The sequence below is a fragment of the Turicibacter sp. genome (assembly GCF_017941855.1).
GTDB classification, from domain to species: domain Bacteria; phylum Bacillota_I; class Bacilli_A; order MOL361; family Turicibacteraceae; genus Turicibacter; species Turicibacter sanguinis.
In genome coordinates, this window is sequence record NZ_JAGAVR010000027.1 from 1 (window position 1) to 16,588 (window position 16,588).

General features: G+C 33.0%; 18 protein-coding genes. 7 read left to right on the forward strand and 11 right to left on the reverse strand.

Features of this window, described 5'->3' with window-relative positions; all coding sequences use genetic code 11:
* Positions 1 to 794, reverse strand: a 794-nt coding sequence (locus tag J6D32_RS04195; protein WP_287467325.1) for a ParM/StbA family protein, incomplete at its 3' end; no start/stop codon positions are given.
* 412 nt (positions 795 to 1,206) lie between these two features.
* Between J6D32_RS04195 and J6D32_RS04200 the strand changes: the two genes are divergently transcribed.
* The gene (locus J6D32_RS04200) at positions 1,207 to 2,448 is read left to right on the forward strand and encodes an FtsK/SpoIIIE domain-containing protein (protein WP_287467326.1); all 1,242 of its coding nucleotides are present in this window, start codon (positions 1,207 to 1,209) and stop codon (positions 2,446 to 2,448) included.
* 1 nt (position 2,449) lies between these two features.
* Positions 2,450 to 3,097 (forward strand): hypothetical protein, encoded by a 648-nt coding sequence (locus J6D32_RS04205; protein WP_287467327.1) that lies wholly within the window; start codon positions 2,450 to 2,452, stop codon positions 3,095 to 3,097.
* 209 nt (positions 3,098 to 3,306) lie between these two features.
* Here J6D32_RS04205 and J6D32_RS04210 read toward each other — a convergent pair whose 3' ends face one another.
* A complete protein-coding gene (locus J6D32_RS04210) occupies positions 3,307 to 4,803 on the reverse strand; it encodes a helix-turn-helix domain-containing protein (protein WP_287467328.1) in 1,497 nt (498 codons plus the stop codon).
* 630 nt (positions 4,804 to 5,433) lie between these two features.
* On the opposite strand from J6D32_RS04210, the gene J6D32_RS04215 reads away from it, so the two are divergent.
* From J6D32_RS04215 to J6D32_RS04235, 5 genes are all read left to right on the forward strand, one after another.
* Positions 5,434 to 6,420 carry a hypothetical protein gene (locus J6D32_RS04215; RefSeq protein WP_287467329.1) on the forward strand — a complete coding sequence of 329 codons (987 nt, stop codon included), beginning with the start codon at positions 5,434 to 5,436 and terminating at the stop codon, positions 6,418 to 6,420.
* 117 nt (positions 6,421 to 6,537) lie between these two features.
* Positions 6,538 to 6,705, forward strand: coding sequence for a hypothetical protein (locus J6D32_RS04220; protein WP_287467330.1), 168 nt, complete (start codon positions 6,538 to 6,540; stop codon positions 6,703 to 6,705).
* 2 nt (positions 6,706 to 6,707) lie between these two features.
* Positions 6,708 to 7,787: a 3'-5' exonuclease gene (locus tag J6D32_RS04225; protein WP_287467331.1), complete on the forward strand. Its 1,080-nt coding sequence runs from the start codon at positions 6,708 to 6,710 to the stop codon at positions 7,785 to 7,787.
* Positions 7,788 to 7,830: 43 nt separating this feature from the next.
* Positions 7,831 to 8,670, forward strand: a complete 840-nt coding sequence (locus J6D32_RS04230) for a hypothetical protein (protein ID WP_287467333.1) — start codon at positions 7,831 to 7,833, stop codon at positions 8,668 to 8,670.
* A gap of 140 nt (positions 8,671 to 8,810) precedes the next feature.
* Positions 8,811 to 9,464 (forward strand): recombinase family protein, encoded by a 654-nt coding sequence (locus J6D32_RS04235; RefSeq protein WP_287467334.1) that lies wholly within the window; start codon positions 8,811 to 8,813, stop codon positions 9,462 to 9,464.
* 440 nt (positions 9,465 to 9,904) lie between these two features.
* Here J6D32_RS04235 and J6D32_RS04240 read toward each other — a convergent pair whose 3' ends face one another.
* The 9 genes from J6D32_RS04240 to J6D32_RS04280 form a co-directional block, all read right to left on the reverse strand.
* Positions 9,905 to 10,204 carry a hypothetical protein gene (locus J6D32_RS04240; protein ID WP_287467335.1) on the reverse strand — a complete coding sequence of 100 codons (300 nt, stop codon included), beginning with the start codon at positions 10,202 to 10,204 and terminating at the stop codon, positions 9,905 to 9,907.
* A gap of 357 nt (positions 10,205 to 10,561) precedes the next feature.
* Positions 10,562 to 11,245, reverse strand: a complete 684-nt coding sequence (locus J6D32_RS04245; RefSeq protein WP_287467336.1) for a restriction endonuclease — start codon at positions 11,243 to 11,245, stop codon at positions 10,562 to 10,564.
* 90 nt (positions 11,246 to 11,335) lie between these two features.
* Complete coding sequence (locus J6D32_RS04250; RefSeq protein WP_287467337.1) at positions 11,336 to 11,788, reverse strand: hypothetical protein; 453 nt, start codon at positions 11,786 to 11,788, stop codon at positions 11,336 to 11,338.
* A 96-nt stretch (positions 11,789 to 11,884) separates the two neighbouring features.
* Positions 11,885 to 13,141: a hypothetical protein gene (locus tag J6D32_RS04255; RefSeq protein WP_287467338.1), complete on the reverse strand. Its 1,257-nt coding sequence runs from the start codon at positions 13,139 to 13,141 to the stop codon at positions 11,885 to 11,887.
* A gap of 4 nt (positions 13,142 to 13,145) precedes the next feature.
* A complete protein-coding gene (locus J6D32_RS04260; protein WP_287467339.1) occupies positions 13,146 to 13,781 on the reverse strand; it encodes a hypothetical protein in 636 nt (211 codons plus the stop codon).
* A 1,342-nt stretch (positions 13,782 to 15,123) separates the two neighbouring features.
* Entirely contained in the window at positions 15,124 to 15,426 is a 303-nt protein-coding gene (locus tag J6D32_RS04265) for a hypothetical protein (RefSeq protein WP_287467340.1), read from the reverse strand.
* Positions 15,427 to 15,450: 24 nt separating this feature from the next.
* Positions 15,451 to 15,687, reverse strand: coding sequence for a hypothetical protein (locus tag J6D32_RS04270; RefSeq protein WP_287467341.1), 237 nt, complete (start codon positions 15,685 to 15,687; stop codon positions 15,451 to 15,453).
* A 111-nt stretch (positions 15,688 to 15,798) separates the two neighbouring features.
* The gene (locus J6D32_RS04275; protein WP_287467342.1) at positions 15,799 to 16,248 is read right to left on the reverse strand and encodes a hypothetical protein; all 450 of its coding nucleotides are present in this window, start codon (positions 16,246 to 16,248) and stop codon (positions 15,799 to 15,801) included.
* 4 nt (positions 16,249 to 16,252) lie between these two features.
* A partial coding sequence (locus J6D32_RS04280) for a hypothetical protein (protein ID WP_287467343.1) occupies positions 16,253 to 16,588 on the reverse strand: 336 nt, incomplete at its 5' end.

Consider the following 16,588-nt stretch of genomic DNA (forward strand, 5'->3'; position numbering starts at 1 on the left):
GCGAATAACTCTTCAACCTGTTCACGCGTTAAACCATTCAACTTAGTTTTACTTAATAAAATATCTTCGATTTCTTGAATTTTAAACTCTGTTTTACAAGTATCGTACAATTTAGTTGATAATTGACGTAAAGTTGTGTTGATACCATTCGGTGTCATTGAGTTTTTTGATGGGACTGGTGAAAGCTTATTAAATAAGATTTGAGTATCATTTTTACTTCCGCAATCGATGATAAACGTGTAAGATGTTGCTGCTTCACGATTAATTAAGTGCATATTTCTAATTAAAGCACCTTGTCCCTCGAAGTAAAGTCGTAATTCTGAAATCTTAAATTTAACCATAGCACCATTTAAACTTAAACTAATTTCATTGTTTAAATATTTATTTTGATACGACTCTCTTGTTTCCTTATCTTTAAAATCACTTAACGGAACGTTGATTGAAAGATCAATCTCATAAGTTTTAGCAGTATCTAATTGCAAGTGTGTTGTAATCACGCGAGCGATTGCTGTATAGATGCTCACCTCATGCTTTAACTCCAATTTTGAGTCGCTACGATCTACCGCTAAGTCGTCATTTGTTCCCCCAACTAAAAATGCTTGCTCATTTCCATCTACAGTTAGGACAACTTTGTCAGCATCCCCCGTTAAATCACTGTCAATTGAAGTTTCACGCACGATTGTTGTGAATGAGTCTGCTTGAATTTCATCATTACGATTTAACCAAGCATATTTTCCAGAACTTTTCCCTGAATCCATCGAGATATAAAGTCTTTCTAAATTAAATTGTTTCATAACAATACCCTCCTAATATTTTTTAAAAATTTAACGATGTTTCCTGCCCTACTTATATAGTATTAAAAAAAGTAATACTTGTCAACCCTAAAAGTATTACTTTTTTTAATACCTATGTTTTTTAAGTGAAAATATCAACATGGAAGTCTTAAAAATATTAACTTGTTAGTCAAGAACTAACACATTAGTACATAGAATATAGTAAATGGAGTGTTAGTCAGACTATTAGTTTCGTGTTAGTTACGAGTTAGCAAGTAACTAACAAACTAACTCGTATCAACGTTCAAAATACAAGATTTGGGAAACCCCATTTAAAGGGGGGAGTGAGGCGGTAGCCGAAACGTGGGGGGATTTTTAAGAGAATGATTGCGTTTAGGTGTACATACGAAAACGAGAGAGAGAAGGTGGAGAAATGGGATTTGAAGGTTTTATAACTGTCGCTGCAATCATGGTTTTCACGTCATTAATTTCCAAAAAAGAAAAGGAGAAAGATAAAGAAATTGTTCAGCTTAATCAATTTTTTAAAAGTTCAGATTTATATGTGAAAAAAGGTGATCAGATTGATTACGCTTATTGCTATAAAAAAAATGAAGATGAATTATTTGAAAACTACTATATCTATATTCCGCAGTTCAAGAGTTTCAAAGATTTAGAGCGATTACAATCAGTGTTGGAAAATCATTTTAAGAAAACAGTAAAGTGTGAGATTACAAACAATTTTGAATATATTTTAAAAGTAACAAAAGATAATATTAAAAAACTTGAAACAATGTTGCTATTTAAATTAGTTAATGTTTCGAAAACATCAGAACTGTGTTTCTGTATTGGTAAATCACTACATCAATACGAGTATATTAATTTTTCTAAAATACCAAATTTATTAGTTGCTGGGGCTACGGGTTGGGGTAAATCTTTCTGCATAAAATCAATCATTGCACAACTTATTCATAACTATAATGATAATGTAGAAATGATTTTGATTGACCTAAAAGGTGGGGTTGAATTAGGAATGTTCGAATCAGTAAAACAGACAACTTTCTTCACATTCAAACCATGGGAATGCGAGAAAATTTTAAAAGAAACTTTTGAAGAAATCGAAGAGCGATTGGACAAATTCAGAAAATTAAATGTTAAAAACATTTCAGAATTTAATCAAAAATCGGATGAAAAAATGAAGTTTAAAATCGTGATTATTGAAGAATTCACGATACTAATGGACTACTCAAAAGAAATTTTTGATGTTCTAACTAAGTCGTTAGCGATAAGTCGAGCCACTGGGATTTACTATATTTTCACAAGTCAAAGATTTGATTCTAAGATCATTGACTCTCGTATCAAGGCGAATGTTGATAATCGAATTTGCTTCCATACCGCTGACTCGATCAACTCTAAGCTAATTTTAGATGATTCAGGAGCTGAAAAATTAGATACAAAAGGACGAGCGATTTTAAATCGAGCAGGAGAAAAAGTGGAGTTTCAGAGCTTTTATATAACGGATAAGGACGTTCAAAAAGTTGTGAACGCTAATTTAAAGCAAAATAAGACGATTTTAGAGCCTTCAAACAAAAACAAGGCAAATAATAAGGGTAAGGGGTTAAAGGGTATTACAGAGCCTCTTGTGGCTTCTGATGGCGTGATAGAGAGGATGATTTAAAATGAGTAATAAAAAAGCAGTCAATTTGACTACGAGGGATATGGAAATTGTGAGGTTCATGGAGGAAACAGGTCTCCCTCTCTCCGCCTCTCAAGTCAGTAAAATATGGTTTTGGTCGGGTAATGAGAAATCGGCGCTTGTATGCGCCCAACGACGATTGTTAGCTCTTTATAGATGTAAAAAGATACTAAGAATTCGTGAATACGTTGGACAGGAGTATATCTACTATTTAAATAAAGTGCCTAACCAACTAAAACACAAGCAATTAATGATAGATTTCCTTTGTCAGTTAAACATGAATAATTTTAAAGTCTTAGATGTTCAAGTAGAGTGGAAAGCTATTGAAAAAAGTTATGGAGTACGCCCTGATTTATTTCTAACAGTAGAATTTTCAGGAAAACAATACAATTTAATCTGCGAAGTAGAAAATACCAAAGAGTTTGATAGTAAGAAGTATGAAAAACTCACTTCAAACATAAATACAGAGAAGTCTCTCCATACAATAATTCCTAACCCTATGCTAATTGTGGCTATCTGCAAGGAAAAACCGAATCCAATTAAGAGAGCAAACGGACTCTATACGCCTGTGTGGATCAAGGCAGACGACTTTAGTAACTTCTCCAATCTAATGTATAGATTAGTAAAATGAGCAATGCAGGAGCAGGCAGAAAAGGAAGCGAGAGAAAGAGCGGAGACAAATAAACCCCCTTAAACCCAACAAGCCTATAGGCTCCAAAAACACACACACTACATATAAAGAGCCGTTTCGTGCACCCCCCCCCAAGAATGTGGTAACACCAATGTTTTTTTATATAAAGAGCCATTTTTGCACCCCCTTGAATTTCACAAAAAAAAAGGCTAAATTAATAGTCCTTTTTCTTTTAATCTTTTTAAGTCTGATTTAACTGTATTTAAACTCATATTTAACTCTTTAGCGATACGTTTAGCACCGAACCCCTGATCAAGGTAAGGTTCGTACATAGTTAGCTTGGCGTAAGCATTATCTAAAGCTTTCCGTTCCCTCTGAGTATAATTGTTCTTATCTCGTCGCTCAGCACGTCTCCGCTCATTGTTACGGTCGTATTTCTCACGCTTATCGATGAGGGTTTTCATGTGCTTTTGTTCCTCACGTGTGATTCCTAAACGATTAATCATGGTTGAATTTCTGAAACCTCTGAAGACTTTTCCCTTCTTACTATTAGCCTTCAGCGTTGCGATTTCTTCCTCAGTGGAGTTGGAATAGAGTTTTTGCTTAACGCGTGGTAATCGATTAAACACGTCTTTAGCTTTTGCTTCGATTTCCGCTTCCGTTAAAGGATATTTCAACAGAGAATTAACTCCTAACAATTCAGATGTAATATGTTGCAATGTTGTATGTTCAGTAGCGAATGTCCAAGCGTAGAAGAAGAAGAAGGTATCACGACAACCTCTAATATCATAATCCCTAAGTTCTAATAACTTATACAGGTCTTCAAGGCGGTTAACCATTAACGTGTGTCCATTAAATAAATTTTTGATTTTTTTCTTCTTTTGATTTTTTGCTTCGCGTTCTGCTTTTTTCTGAGCTTCATACGCTTTTTTATCAGCTTTTTTCAACTTCTGGTTTGCTGACCATTCCTCACGTCGCTTAATCGCTGCTAATTTTTTAGCGTGATTTTTATCAAACACGTCCCAAACGTGCATGAAATAGTCATCCGCGATCTCCTTCAAAGTGTATTGGTATTCATACAGATAAGGTAAATCAAGCTCTCTTGCGTATGTTTTAGCGGTTACGTGCCACGAGTTGGGCTGTCGCATGACTTGATCCACTGTCGTACAACTGTGATCAACGTTGACAGATGGTAAATAATCTGAAATTTCTGATAATTCATCAGCGAGTAGGCTCTCAATCATCATCCAAAAGTTTAACGCTTGTTTCGGTGCATGTTCCAGTTGCCAAAACAACTGAAGCCCCCTACCTGTAAAGGTGATGTGTGTTGGGAATGGAACTTTAGTTCCTAAAAATTCATCTTCCAAAACCCTTAAAACTACTTGATAATCAACGCTTTTACCATGCCAATCCAAGTCCACATACAAAGCATTTAACCTAAAAAGTGTCGCTGTTGAACGTTGAGGTCTTGAGAAGCTATTCACACTGAAATAACTATTAAACTTATTTTCTTGATTATGGAATCGAACTACTTTAGCTTGAAATGCTTCATAACCAAGCTCATGGTGTTGAAACCAGTGACGCTCTCCCTTCAATTTGAGATGGGGGTATGCCTGAGAAGTTGCAATCCACGAGTCCGCTCCCTCATGAATCGCATAGATGGATCGTGCTTTTGCTTTAGGCTCTTGTGTTTCTTTTGCTAACATATAAAAAATCCTCACTTTCTTACGCTTTAAGCAAAAATCCAGCGAGGCTATAAATCTATCAATATAATAAATTTTCTACTTTTTTTAACTTTTTTAAAGAACCACGAGTAAATTATTGAATAATTAATATAAAATGTGGTACAATAAAGAAGAATTAATACGAAAAAGAACATTTTTCGCATTAAATAGATTTTACAATATTAATAGACGTTTATAGTCTGCATGGAGTTAAAAGACGAGTGATCCGGCCAAAGATTAGCTCGTCTTTTAAATTTTTTACAGAAAACGATCTTTTTTTAATTTACCTAAGTATACCATAAATCTTGACAAATTATCAAGATTTTGTGCGATACCTAAGACCTGTTCAGTTGGATAGGTCTTTTTTTTATTATTTCTTTTATTAATGTTTTTATGATAATATTTTAATGTTTTTAAAACATTAAAATATTATTTTTATTTATGTTATGTAATGTTTTATAGGTGTTTACAAGTTGTTTTAAAAATGTTATAATAATGTCGAGAGTTGATTTTGTTATTATTTTGAAAAAAGTTAATTATAATTTTGGAAAGTGTTGATTATTGTTTTTTTAATAATTATTTTATCAAATTAAATAAAGGAGTTTTGTTGTTATGAAATTATTAAATGTAGAAACTTTAACACCTGAGCACATTGAGTTTATAAACGCTCAAAATGCTGAAGGACAAGGGCTTCGTGAGATTATACGTGGCGAAATGAAAGCTAAATCTGTTACTCCAAAAGTTCGCAATGAAGTTAAAAAAATTAAAGAAAAATTGGAGCAAATGGGTTACGTTTTAATCGACGGCTTCTATAAATTAGATGAAAAAGAAGAAGATATTGTTGAAGAGAATAAGGAAGAAGTTCAACAAGAAGATGGAGGGATTGTTGAAGATTCTAAAGAAGAATCTGAACAAAAAGAAGCATCTAAGCCTAAAAAACCTTATTTAACTAAAAAGAAAAAGGCAGAAGAAGAGGCGGAAAAACAAAGAAAACTTGAAGAAAGATTAAGGGAGAATCCTTTCTACTTGGTTCATGAATACGACTTGCTTAGTCAAGTAGATCGAATTGCAACTGATATGGTTGAAGAAGGGGCTAAATCGCTTGGGGTTTATGTTAACGAAGAAGCCGAGAAAGCTTTTGAAGGACTCCAAAAGCGATTCTATTACATTCCAAATTATCTACTAATTAGTGTATCGATTTATTTCACTTGCAAATACTTAGATGACTTCACTAATTCTAAATGGGGTAATGAATTTATTGAAAATGCGTTCAAAGTTGAAAAAAATAGACGTGATTTTAGGAAGAAGGAAACTCTTCGAATGATAGAGTTTGTTCAACAAAAATTAGAACAAATTGACCTTGAAAGTGAAGAAGGTATAAGTTCTCGTAAACACTTAAAAGAGTTAAGAAAAGACCTTGAATCTCAAAAGAAACGCAAGCAAACCAACGTAAAAACAAGTAGATTCGTCGCTGAGACAGCCTTAGCATTGGTTCAAGATAAGTTTCCGTTTTTATCAAAATCAGATGTTGTTAATCTATGTATTTACTCTTTTTCAAATTGTATGACTATTAATTTAAAACCATCTAATAATGATTAATAAAACACTTATTTATCTTTATTGATTTATTATTTTAATGTTTTAACAACATTTAGATTGTTTTTTAGAAATGATAAAATTTAAAACTAAAAAACATTAATGAAAGGATTTAAAAACATGATTAAAATTCGTTTAAGTTTTGATGATCAGGCAGATAAAGAAGCAACGCTTGAAGTAATCAAATCAAATTTTGATGTCAAAAGTATTAGCAAGGATTATGTGAATCGAGATAATAAGAGCTTTCGTGTTTATGTCGATGCAGAATTAAAGAATAAGGAGGGGTAAGCATGGGGGTATTCAAAGCAGCTCATGAATACGATTCTCTTGAATCATTCATGAATGATCGCTATGATCTTTATTTTAATAAGAACCATGTTGGGATCAGCAAGGCTGACCTAACGGAATGGTTAGATGAATTGAATGTTAGTTATAAGAAATCATCATCAAGAGATGACTTATTTAAACTCTTATTCGAGCAAGGTATCACAGTCATTGATTGCTATGAGCGATTTCCAGAATATTTTGGTGTTCTTAAAAATGACTATGTGCAACGTTTCAACTTAAGTGATAGAGAGTATAACTACTTAAAACGTACTAATTTTCTTGAGCAAGTTTCAAGAATCGAAAATTCTTATTCAAGTTATGTGGCTGGATATGATGCTAAACAATTTTTCGAGCTAACCGAAGAAGAGTTGAAGTCGATGATTCCACCACAGGATAAGGAACGTTCTGAAAAAGCAAAAATGGCGCGTATTAAAGGATTAACTTGTGTCCGTTGCAATGAGGTTCAGAACCATTATTCTCAGATTAATAATGAGAAATACTGTCATAAATGTCAGTATGCAATTAAATGCGGAGAATTTTTGAATGATAATAAATACGTCATTTTAGACACTGAAACAACAGGACTTGATTGGGACGATGAAATCATTGAGTTAGGGATTTTAGACACAAAGGGGAATGTGCTGTATGAATCCCTATTCAAACCTAACCAACTAATTCCAATCGAAGCAACAGAAATCCACGGGATTACCGATGAAATGGTGAAAGATTGTCCAAAATTTTCAGATGAGTGGGAAAAGATTTGGACTATTATTAAAGATAAAACGTTGTTAATTTATAACGATGCGTTTGACACTCGAATGTTTTATCGCACATTAGAGCAACATGGAATTTTATTAGAAGATGATTTTCATTTCGATTCTTTCTGTATCATGAATTTTTATCAAAATTACAGGCAAGAACGTAGATGGACAAAATTGTCTGTTGCCTGTCGGGAGATGGGAGTAGAAATCGAACAAAATCACCGAGCGACTGATGATTGCAAAATGGTTTTAGAGTTAATTAAAGCTATTGCTAATAAGTAATAAAAACCCCTCCATCTTGGAGGGGAAAGGGGGAGTTAGAGCTATGGAAAAAGAAACATATACGTTAGGTAATGAAGCTATTACGTGTCCGTATTGTTGTTGCGAGTCACGCGAATTTAAGCATAATGAGTCATACACAAAAGATAATTTAGCTGTACATAAATACAGTTACAACTTAGCTATATCAGGCTACTTCGCTGTATCAGACTGTTGGGGATGTGGTCAACCTTATCTTGTTCAACTTCGAGACGGAAAGATACTCAACTATCATCCTGAAAAGAAACCAGTAACTTTTGAAGAACAAGTGAAGAAAAATGCAGAACGTCGTGAAGTAGCAGAAACGTTGTGCGATGCAGAATGTTACGCCGTCAAGAATAGATGTCTTGAAACAGGTGAAATTTATATCGAAGGGTACAGACTTGGAGATCGCAACTTACTACCCGAAACTCATGAATTTGATACGTTAGATGAATTTTTAGAACATTTAATTGTGTCTATTGAAGCTTTAGACTCTCATTTTTACAGAGCAGATTGGAAAGATCAGGAGTTGAGGGATTTAATCTACAAAGCGAAGGTAGAAATTTTAACTGAGTATTTTGAGAAAAGTTCAAATCCAGGTTTCTTTGAGTCAAAAAAAGATTATTACCGAGAACGTCTTGATTATGCATTAGTTATTGCACGTTCTGCATCTTACTCAATAGTCAATCGTGATATGCATTATTATGATGATGAAGATCGTTATAATCCAGAGTACACTTCGTTAAATTCGGACGTTAACTATTTACTCAACGCTAAGGAACGATTTGAGGAAAGCGAAGAAATGGATCCGTATGTATTAGAATTAGCAAATTCTTTATCAAGACGTTACGATTATTCCTATTAAGATTAAAAACCCTCCAGTTGGAGGGTTCATTTTTAAAAATACACTGTCATAAGTTTGAAATTATGGCGGTTTGTTAAAATCAACTCATATCAATAACTGAAACACTGTCATAATTAACTGCCAAGAAGGAGGTCTAAAAAGTGGCTAAAAAGAAAAGTTTATTGCCAAGCAATTTTGAAAATTATAATCGAATTGGATACATCCGAGTCTCAACACAAAATCAGAAGATAAATGGTAACTCATTAGAGGATCAACGCTCACAACTTAAACGAGCTGGCTGTGATCTGATTGTTGAAGAAGTTCACACAGCTAAGGATAAATCTGAAAGACCTATCTTTAATGAATTAGTTCAACAATCGGTAGAGGGGCAGACGATTATCACAACCAAGATTGACCGTTTTAGTCATTCCATGATAGATGGCATGAAGCACATGGAATTCCTGTTGAGCAAAGGTGTCACGGTAGAGATTTTGAATTTTGGAAAATTAGATGAAAATTTTAATTCTTCTAATAAATTAATGTTTAAGATTTTTACTGCATTTGCAGAATATGAGCATGATCAAATCGTTGAACGTTGCCAACGTGGACGTGATTATAAGAGAGCGAACGATCCAGATTATCGGGAAGGGGCTAAGCGTAAACATTCTCCTGATCGTATCAATAAAGTATTAGATGAAATTGAGAAAGGTATGACATACAAGGATGCCTCATTCCTTTACAGCATCAGTGAAAGGACTTTGTATCGACGAATGCGAGAGCGAAGAGATAATGCTTATGTTGTAGAACAGAAATAAAAAAGGAATTATCCTATAGGATGATTCCTTTTTTATTTCTGTTCTACAATTCTAAAGTTTTTTCTTTTTAAGTACAAATTATTCTTCAGTAACAATACCTAAGTCTACTAACTCTTTTAATTGCTTTAACTCTTCGTATCAATATGATTTATTTTTATTGAAATATTTTTCGATATTCCTCTTTTTTTAAAATTAAATAAATCACATAACTAATACTAAAACAACCTTAAACAGAATTAAAAGTAATATTTAGATGCATAGTAAAAACTCATGAAAATTGTTGAATATAAGAGTACTTTAGTGACATTGAATCCTTTCATTTTAAATAGCTTTTTTATCAAGAAATTTATTATGGAGAATAAAATAAAGCCACCTACCACAAAACTTAATGTATCAAATAATATCGCGATGAGCATCCCGAATACCTCCTGAAATTTTTTTCATTTTTTTACATTATATCGTATTGAACTGCATAGATAATCCCACTTATCTAACTCATTTTGAAAATCTTCAAAAAATAGCGACAAACCATTTTCATCTATTGCATAGAAGAGTTGATCTTCGTAAGATAAAGATTTATAAAATTTCTTTAACTGTTTTTCGTATATTTCCGTTGAAGCGTTACCAATCAATCTATAAAAAATTTCTATCATATCTTTCTCATCTTTTTTCTTAAATAAAAAATAAATAAATTCCCACCACTTTATTTTTTCTTCTTTGAATACAACTCTATCTGGCACTATATCCCCTCCATCAAATTCCTTTTTTTAGCAATGTAAACACTTTAATATTAACATATATTATTGATGATTGAAAAATAATTTTATTTCCTTAAAGATGGAGAAGCATTAAGGGACGATACATTATTATATTTCATTAATAATCAACTGTTTCCAACTTTAAAAATTTAGAAATTACTGAAGATATGAGTAAACTCTTTGAATTTCCCTTAAAAAGTCCTCAATGGAGGCTACTTTATACAAGGATTCAATGCTGATATTTTAACACCGCGTAAATAGACAACCTTGAATAATACTAAAATTATTAGATTAATTTAAAAAGACACGTCACAAAGATGACGTATCTTTTTTTTATGATCAAGTACTTGCATTTAGCTCTGATTCTTCTAATTTATTTTCCGCTTGTTCTCGTTCTTTCTCAATCTCTTCTGCCTCTTCAATCATTTGAAGCAATTCAATGGGACCGATACACTTTACACCAGTTTTCTTTGCTTCTTCAAGGCATTCATTAGTGAAACGTCCAGTTGTGATGATCGAATGGGGGATGGCGTCATCCGCCAGTGCAGCTCCAACTAATTTTTGTAAAATAGGACGACCTATAACCGTGTTAGCTCCATATCTTTTGCATTCACAGTAACATTTTTTATTAGTTTTGGAATCAGTAAAAATTACGTCTTTTCCACCATCCGATGTGCCTTGCGTTGCATAGGCATCTGAATACCCTAAAGCTCTTAAAATACACGCGACATATCTTTCAAATTCGAAGGGGTCCATTGCTCTGAGTTCTGATAATTTTAAACGACTAAACCTCTTTCTCTTTCTCGGAAAATGGTGAATTTCAAGCGGTTTGGGTGTCATCAGTTCGTTATATCGTTCAGATTCATTCATACTGAATTGCAAAGCTAACACGATAACCGTAATCATGAGTATAGAAGCAATCATGTAGACATTCATGTTTTTGAAAAAATTTAATATCGCAACGATTATAAGTAGCGTAATAATCGATTTGAACCATTTTAGATTAATCCTTTTAAACCTCATATAATCACATCCTTACTAATAGTATTGTGATTTATGTCCTTTTTAGACAACGGATAAAAATAAAAAAAAGACCAAATTGGTCTTTTCAAATTAAAACGGTAAGTCGATATCCAATATAGTCATCTTTCTCTTTTCGATCAAGTCATTTACCGAAGGTGATAATGCGTTAAACGTTTCATCTTCTTCACTTTCTCCATATAACGCCCCATAATCTTTATCCCACTCGAATCCTAAGTATTTGTTAATAGGTTCGGGGAACGCAAGGTAAGTTTTTTTGTGCGAAGCAACAATACACTTATCTGCATAATCAAAATTAAGATAAATATTTTTCCTTTTATCTTTATCAGGTAAATTCACATAAATTGAGTTTATCTCTACGATAAAATCATAAATATCATCCCAATCAGTAAGAGTTGTGTCCCATAAATAACAATCTTGAAATGGATTTTTGAACTCAACAATACCTTTTCGAAATTCCCTTTTTGTGTTGATATTGAAACCTTTCTTTTTAATAATCTCCAAGTTTTTTAGATTTAAAATCATAATAGTGATCTCTCCTTATTTTTATTTTTTTTCCATATTATATAGGAGATGGAATAATAATATAAAAAAAGACTCCTTTAATTTGAGAGTCTTTTTTTAAGTTGGATCGTGCTCGTTCATGGAGTAAAACTCATAATGTTTGAAGTTGATAATAAAATCGTATGATGTTGTATAATTTATTGGATTAGTGATACTTTTTAAGTCTTTATGTTTCAATATTTTTTTTATAGAACGCTTATAATTAACCTTATTCATAAATATTACGTCAATCTCGACTTTGACTTTTACGATTTGAGGGGAATCAAAAGGAATTTCACTCATAATTTTAGGAACTCCACGCTCTCCATGTTTATTCAGTAAATCTTTATAAAGAATTTCTGCTTTTTGTTTAGTAGGTGTAATTATATCTTTAAAATCAAAAAGATTGGCGTAACTTTGTATCATTTCGTAAATAGACTTCATTTTTGAAGTTTTTAAATTGGGAGATGAGCAAAAATAAACAAATTTTAGTGTTAGTTGTTGAGTATCTAAATTTTCAAACTTCGTTTGAAAATCAGTCCTTCCACCTATTTTTAAATTAACAGAGCTTGCATAAAATTGTTCAACAATAGCATCAGTTAAAGCAACATTCTCTAAATAAACACCATTCTTTTTCAAGCGTTCCAGCGTAATAACCTCTTGTTTAGTTTTAGTTTTATCTTGAATCACAATTTTGCGAGGAATAGGAGTTCCATTAAATTCCTCATAAACATCTACTCCGTTATTTTTTGCTTTTAACATTTCTTTTCGAGCAGATGGTCCTTTTTTTAAACACTCTAATTGTTTTTTATGAAGTGAATTTCGCTCAAGATATTCATAAAAAAAGAGGTTAAATGATTGTTCTTTTAGTAATGATTCAACTTCTTCAATCAACCGTAAAAAATTATCATCTTTTAAATCACAAAATAAATTTCCTCTGTTATATATAACCAAATAGTAGTGATCTTCAAGACTTAAAAATTTATATTTATAAATATAGTTTTCTATGAAGTAACAAGCCTTAAAATTAGATTTAATCCTTGCTGCTTTATCATCAGCTACCGAAGATGTTTTACTTGGTTCAACTCCTCTTAAAAATGCCCATACTGGTTTATTCAAGTAAAATCTTTTTTTACCATCAAAATCAGTTGATTCATTTAATATTCCTTCTTTCTTTAGTTTAGAAAAAAGCTTTGAACATGATGATTTGGTCTCTCTCTTATCGTATTTTGTTTTTATAATAATAGTTTGTAAATATTCGTGACGGATAGAACCGCCAAAAATTCGAATAAGATCAAGTATTGTAAAATATTTTTCAATTAATTTTACATTCATAACTTTAACTCCTTCTCATTTCAAGTTTGCACCCGTAATGATAGGCAAAGTTGTGTTTCATTTGACGTTCCTCAGCTGTGTAATTGGGCGTTACCGCCTCAAATCCAACACATTCAACTTCTCCTGTTTCCGCATTGACACGTTCATAAGTGAAATCAACTGGACTCGTTTGTTCTTCTAAAAATTTGATATAATCATCAGTCTGTTGCGAGTCCTCATTGGTGAAAAATGCTTTTTCCATCAATTCATTTCTTACCTCTGATTCACTTTTAGTGGACTCACGTTCTTCTAATGATAATGAAAAGAATTTTTTATTTAAGATTGAATCATGGTCGATACTTTTAGGAATATATGCATTTTCCCAACCTAAGTGATGGGCAACAAATTTTCGTGCTTCTTTGGTGAATTTTAAATCTCCATCTCTTCCAACTTCTTTAAAAAAACCTTTTTTCTTGTATGTCTCAAGTCGATTAGGAGTAATGATAGTTAGTAATTGTTCTTCTTTGACATGACCACACACATACCCAGCCTTGAGAGCTTGTTTATCCGTATATCGAATTTTAAAAGTTTCTTCTTCTTTTTTTATTAAATGTTGTCCAGTTTTAAATTTCCATTGTTGATTACTTTTCTTTTTACTCATAATAACAACCTCCTTTGATTTAACTTTGGGTGTTGAGTGTTTTTTTTGAATATCGCCGCAAGGCGGTATTCAGCAAGAGCGAAATTCACATGAAATGAAATCTCTGAGTATCTCGCGTGCAGAGATATGAAAGAGATTTTGTGAATGTGAGTGAGTTCTTGCTCATTCTTATCACCGCCATCCAGCGGTGATAAGGCGGACAATCGAAGGCAACTAAAAATGAAACTAACGGAAGTATCTCGCGTGCGAGCATACGGAGTTAGTTTTGTTTTAGTTGGTTGAGAGGGTTCGCAACCAATTCAACTATCCGAAGCATGTGCGAGGATTAGTTGAATAGAGCCAATGCCCCCGAGCTGCGGCGTTTGAGCAGAGGGGGTCGAGCCATCAAGTTTGCCCGTTTTATGAGCAAGTTTGCAGCTTTAGCTGAAACTTGTGAATGGGCGAACTTCACCTTCCCACAGCTTGCTGGGGTAGAAGGTCGATGGTGAGACCCCCCATCCTTCCCCTGTCTTTGGGGATGGATGCTGTATTTTACAAAGCCGAGTTCTACTTGGCTTTGTCCACCTCCGTAGGGGGTGAAAATGAGGTGTGAGTTTCATTTCCACACACCTCATTTTAGTTTTTGGACGACAATTTTATCAAAAATTGTTGTTCAAAACACGACCGTCAGGGCGTGCATAAGTGAAGCTGCGTCCAGCAGATTCACGTTGTTAGCTCGAAGGAAGAATTGCTTGCGAGGTGAATCCGAGTAAGCATTCTGGTCGAGCATTTCAAGGATCAAAAAAAAGAAACAACTTGTTCGAGGTGAATCCGAGGATAAGCTGTTTCTACTTTTGATCCTTGAAGGTTTTTTTTGGGGAGGTTGTATTAGAAAATAGTGTTTTAGATTTTAAAATTGAGAGAATCAGATTAAAAAATGAAGGGGTTGTGATTTTATTAAATTAGTTCAATAAAATAGATTAGAATTTATTTAACTCTACGTTTTAAAATTGCAAATAAGAAATTCCGTATCGACACCCGTTCGCCACTTTGGGGTTGCTTATATTTTTTCAAAATCCCTACCCCGTCTCCAAACAAAATCACTGATCCAGACACTATCTACACTTTAAGAGCAACCAACAGATTTTTAAAAAAACATGGTAAGAACAATGGTTTGAATAGTGTTTAGAGTGTTGATTGTTAGTCGCCATTCTAAAAATTAAATAAGTGGGGGTCGATTCGACAGGGGTTAGGCTTTTTTTTTAAGGCTCTGTTTTAAAATAATGTTGATAATATATGATAAATTTAAAAGACCAGTAGATTGTCACTGGTCTTTAGTTCGTAATATATTAATAAGACACAATTAAAAATTGAAGATTGGACAGGCATTATATTTTTTAGGAATATCTTTTTTGGAGTTAATCCATCCAATTGACTCAACAAACGTAGACTGTTCCTTTTGGGAAGTCCAAGTATTCAAATATTCAATAAAATCCTCTTCTGTATAGCAAATACCACCATCTACATGATATTTTTTTGCGTTAGGACTTTCTTTTAACCAGGTATTACAAAAATACATACAATATTTTCTCAAATTATTAGCTACTTCGTCTGGAACTAAATAAACAGATGTTTCACTATCAGCACTTAATAACACATATTTCAAGATAAATCTACTCCTTAAAAATATTTATTCATTTTCCTGGCAAGGATTATAGGCTCTTCGTAGTCGGTCGATACTATTATTCAATTTTTTTGCTTCATGCGAAATGTAAATTTTATCTGTGATTTCACCACGTTCCTCCGACCACTGCAAATCACTTAGTTTATCTTGCAACTCAGTAATCATTATATCGCGAATGACCTCTAACAAGTCCTCCTGATATTTCGATACGGTTCCAGTGTAATTAGTTGCGCAAAAATTCATCCTTTATCACCTCTTTTTATTTTACATTTAGTTTATGCTTTTTTTATATTATTAAACGAACTTTTGTTCGTAGAAAATCGACATAAAAAAGAGATCATTTTTGATCTCTTTTTAAAATTCTGGATTCTCTAAATCATCCATTTCGTAATCACTTAACCCTAAGTCGATTACCTGCTCACCCTCACCACTCGCTCCAGTTTGTGGGGATTCTTCTTCTGTTTTTGGAGATTCTGAATCAGTAGCAACAACTTTGATATTCTTGATTAAATCTTTCAGCTCTTTTATTTCATCTAATAACTGCGAACGCTCAAATTCAAATTGTTTTATTTGTTCATCTTTTAACTCTCGAATTTCAGTCAACAGTTTTGAGTATTCATCACTGCGTTGCTGACTTACTTTATCTTTTCCTGCATCCTCGAAAGCCTGACGAATCAAGCTCATGATGAAAGTGTTGCGTTTAACCCCTTCATCATTATGCTCAACAAATTCTAATAATTCAGACTCATTCTTGGAAAAGTAAAGGGTGATTCGAGTTGCATCATCTATTTTTTTCTTTTTCATAAGATTAATTAAGAGCTTTAATTAAAGCACCTTTGCAGTTATCGAAACGAGCGTCATTACTGAAAGTTACATCATAGTTATTTGCTTCAAACACTTCTTTTAAGTAATCTTTTAGGACGATTGAAGAACCACCAGTGAACAGCAACTTCGTTGTCATAGTGTTTAAAGCAAACTGATCTGTGCGATTTTTAATTTTTAAAGCAAGATCACGAGCAAGTGGCGCGAATAACTCTTCAACCTGTTCACGCGTTAAACCATTCAACTTAGTTTTACTTAATAAAATATCTTCGATTTCTTGAATTTTAAACTCTGTTTTACAAGTATCGTACAATTTAGTTGA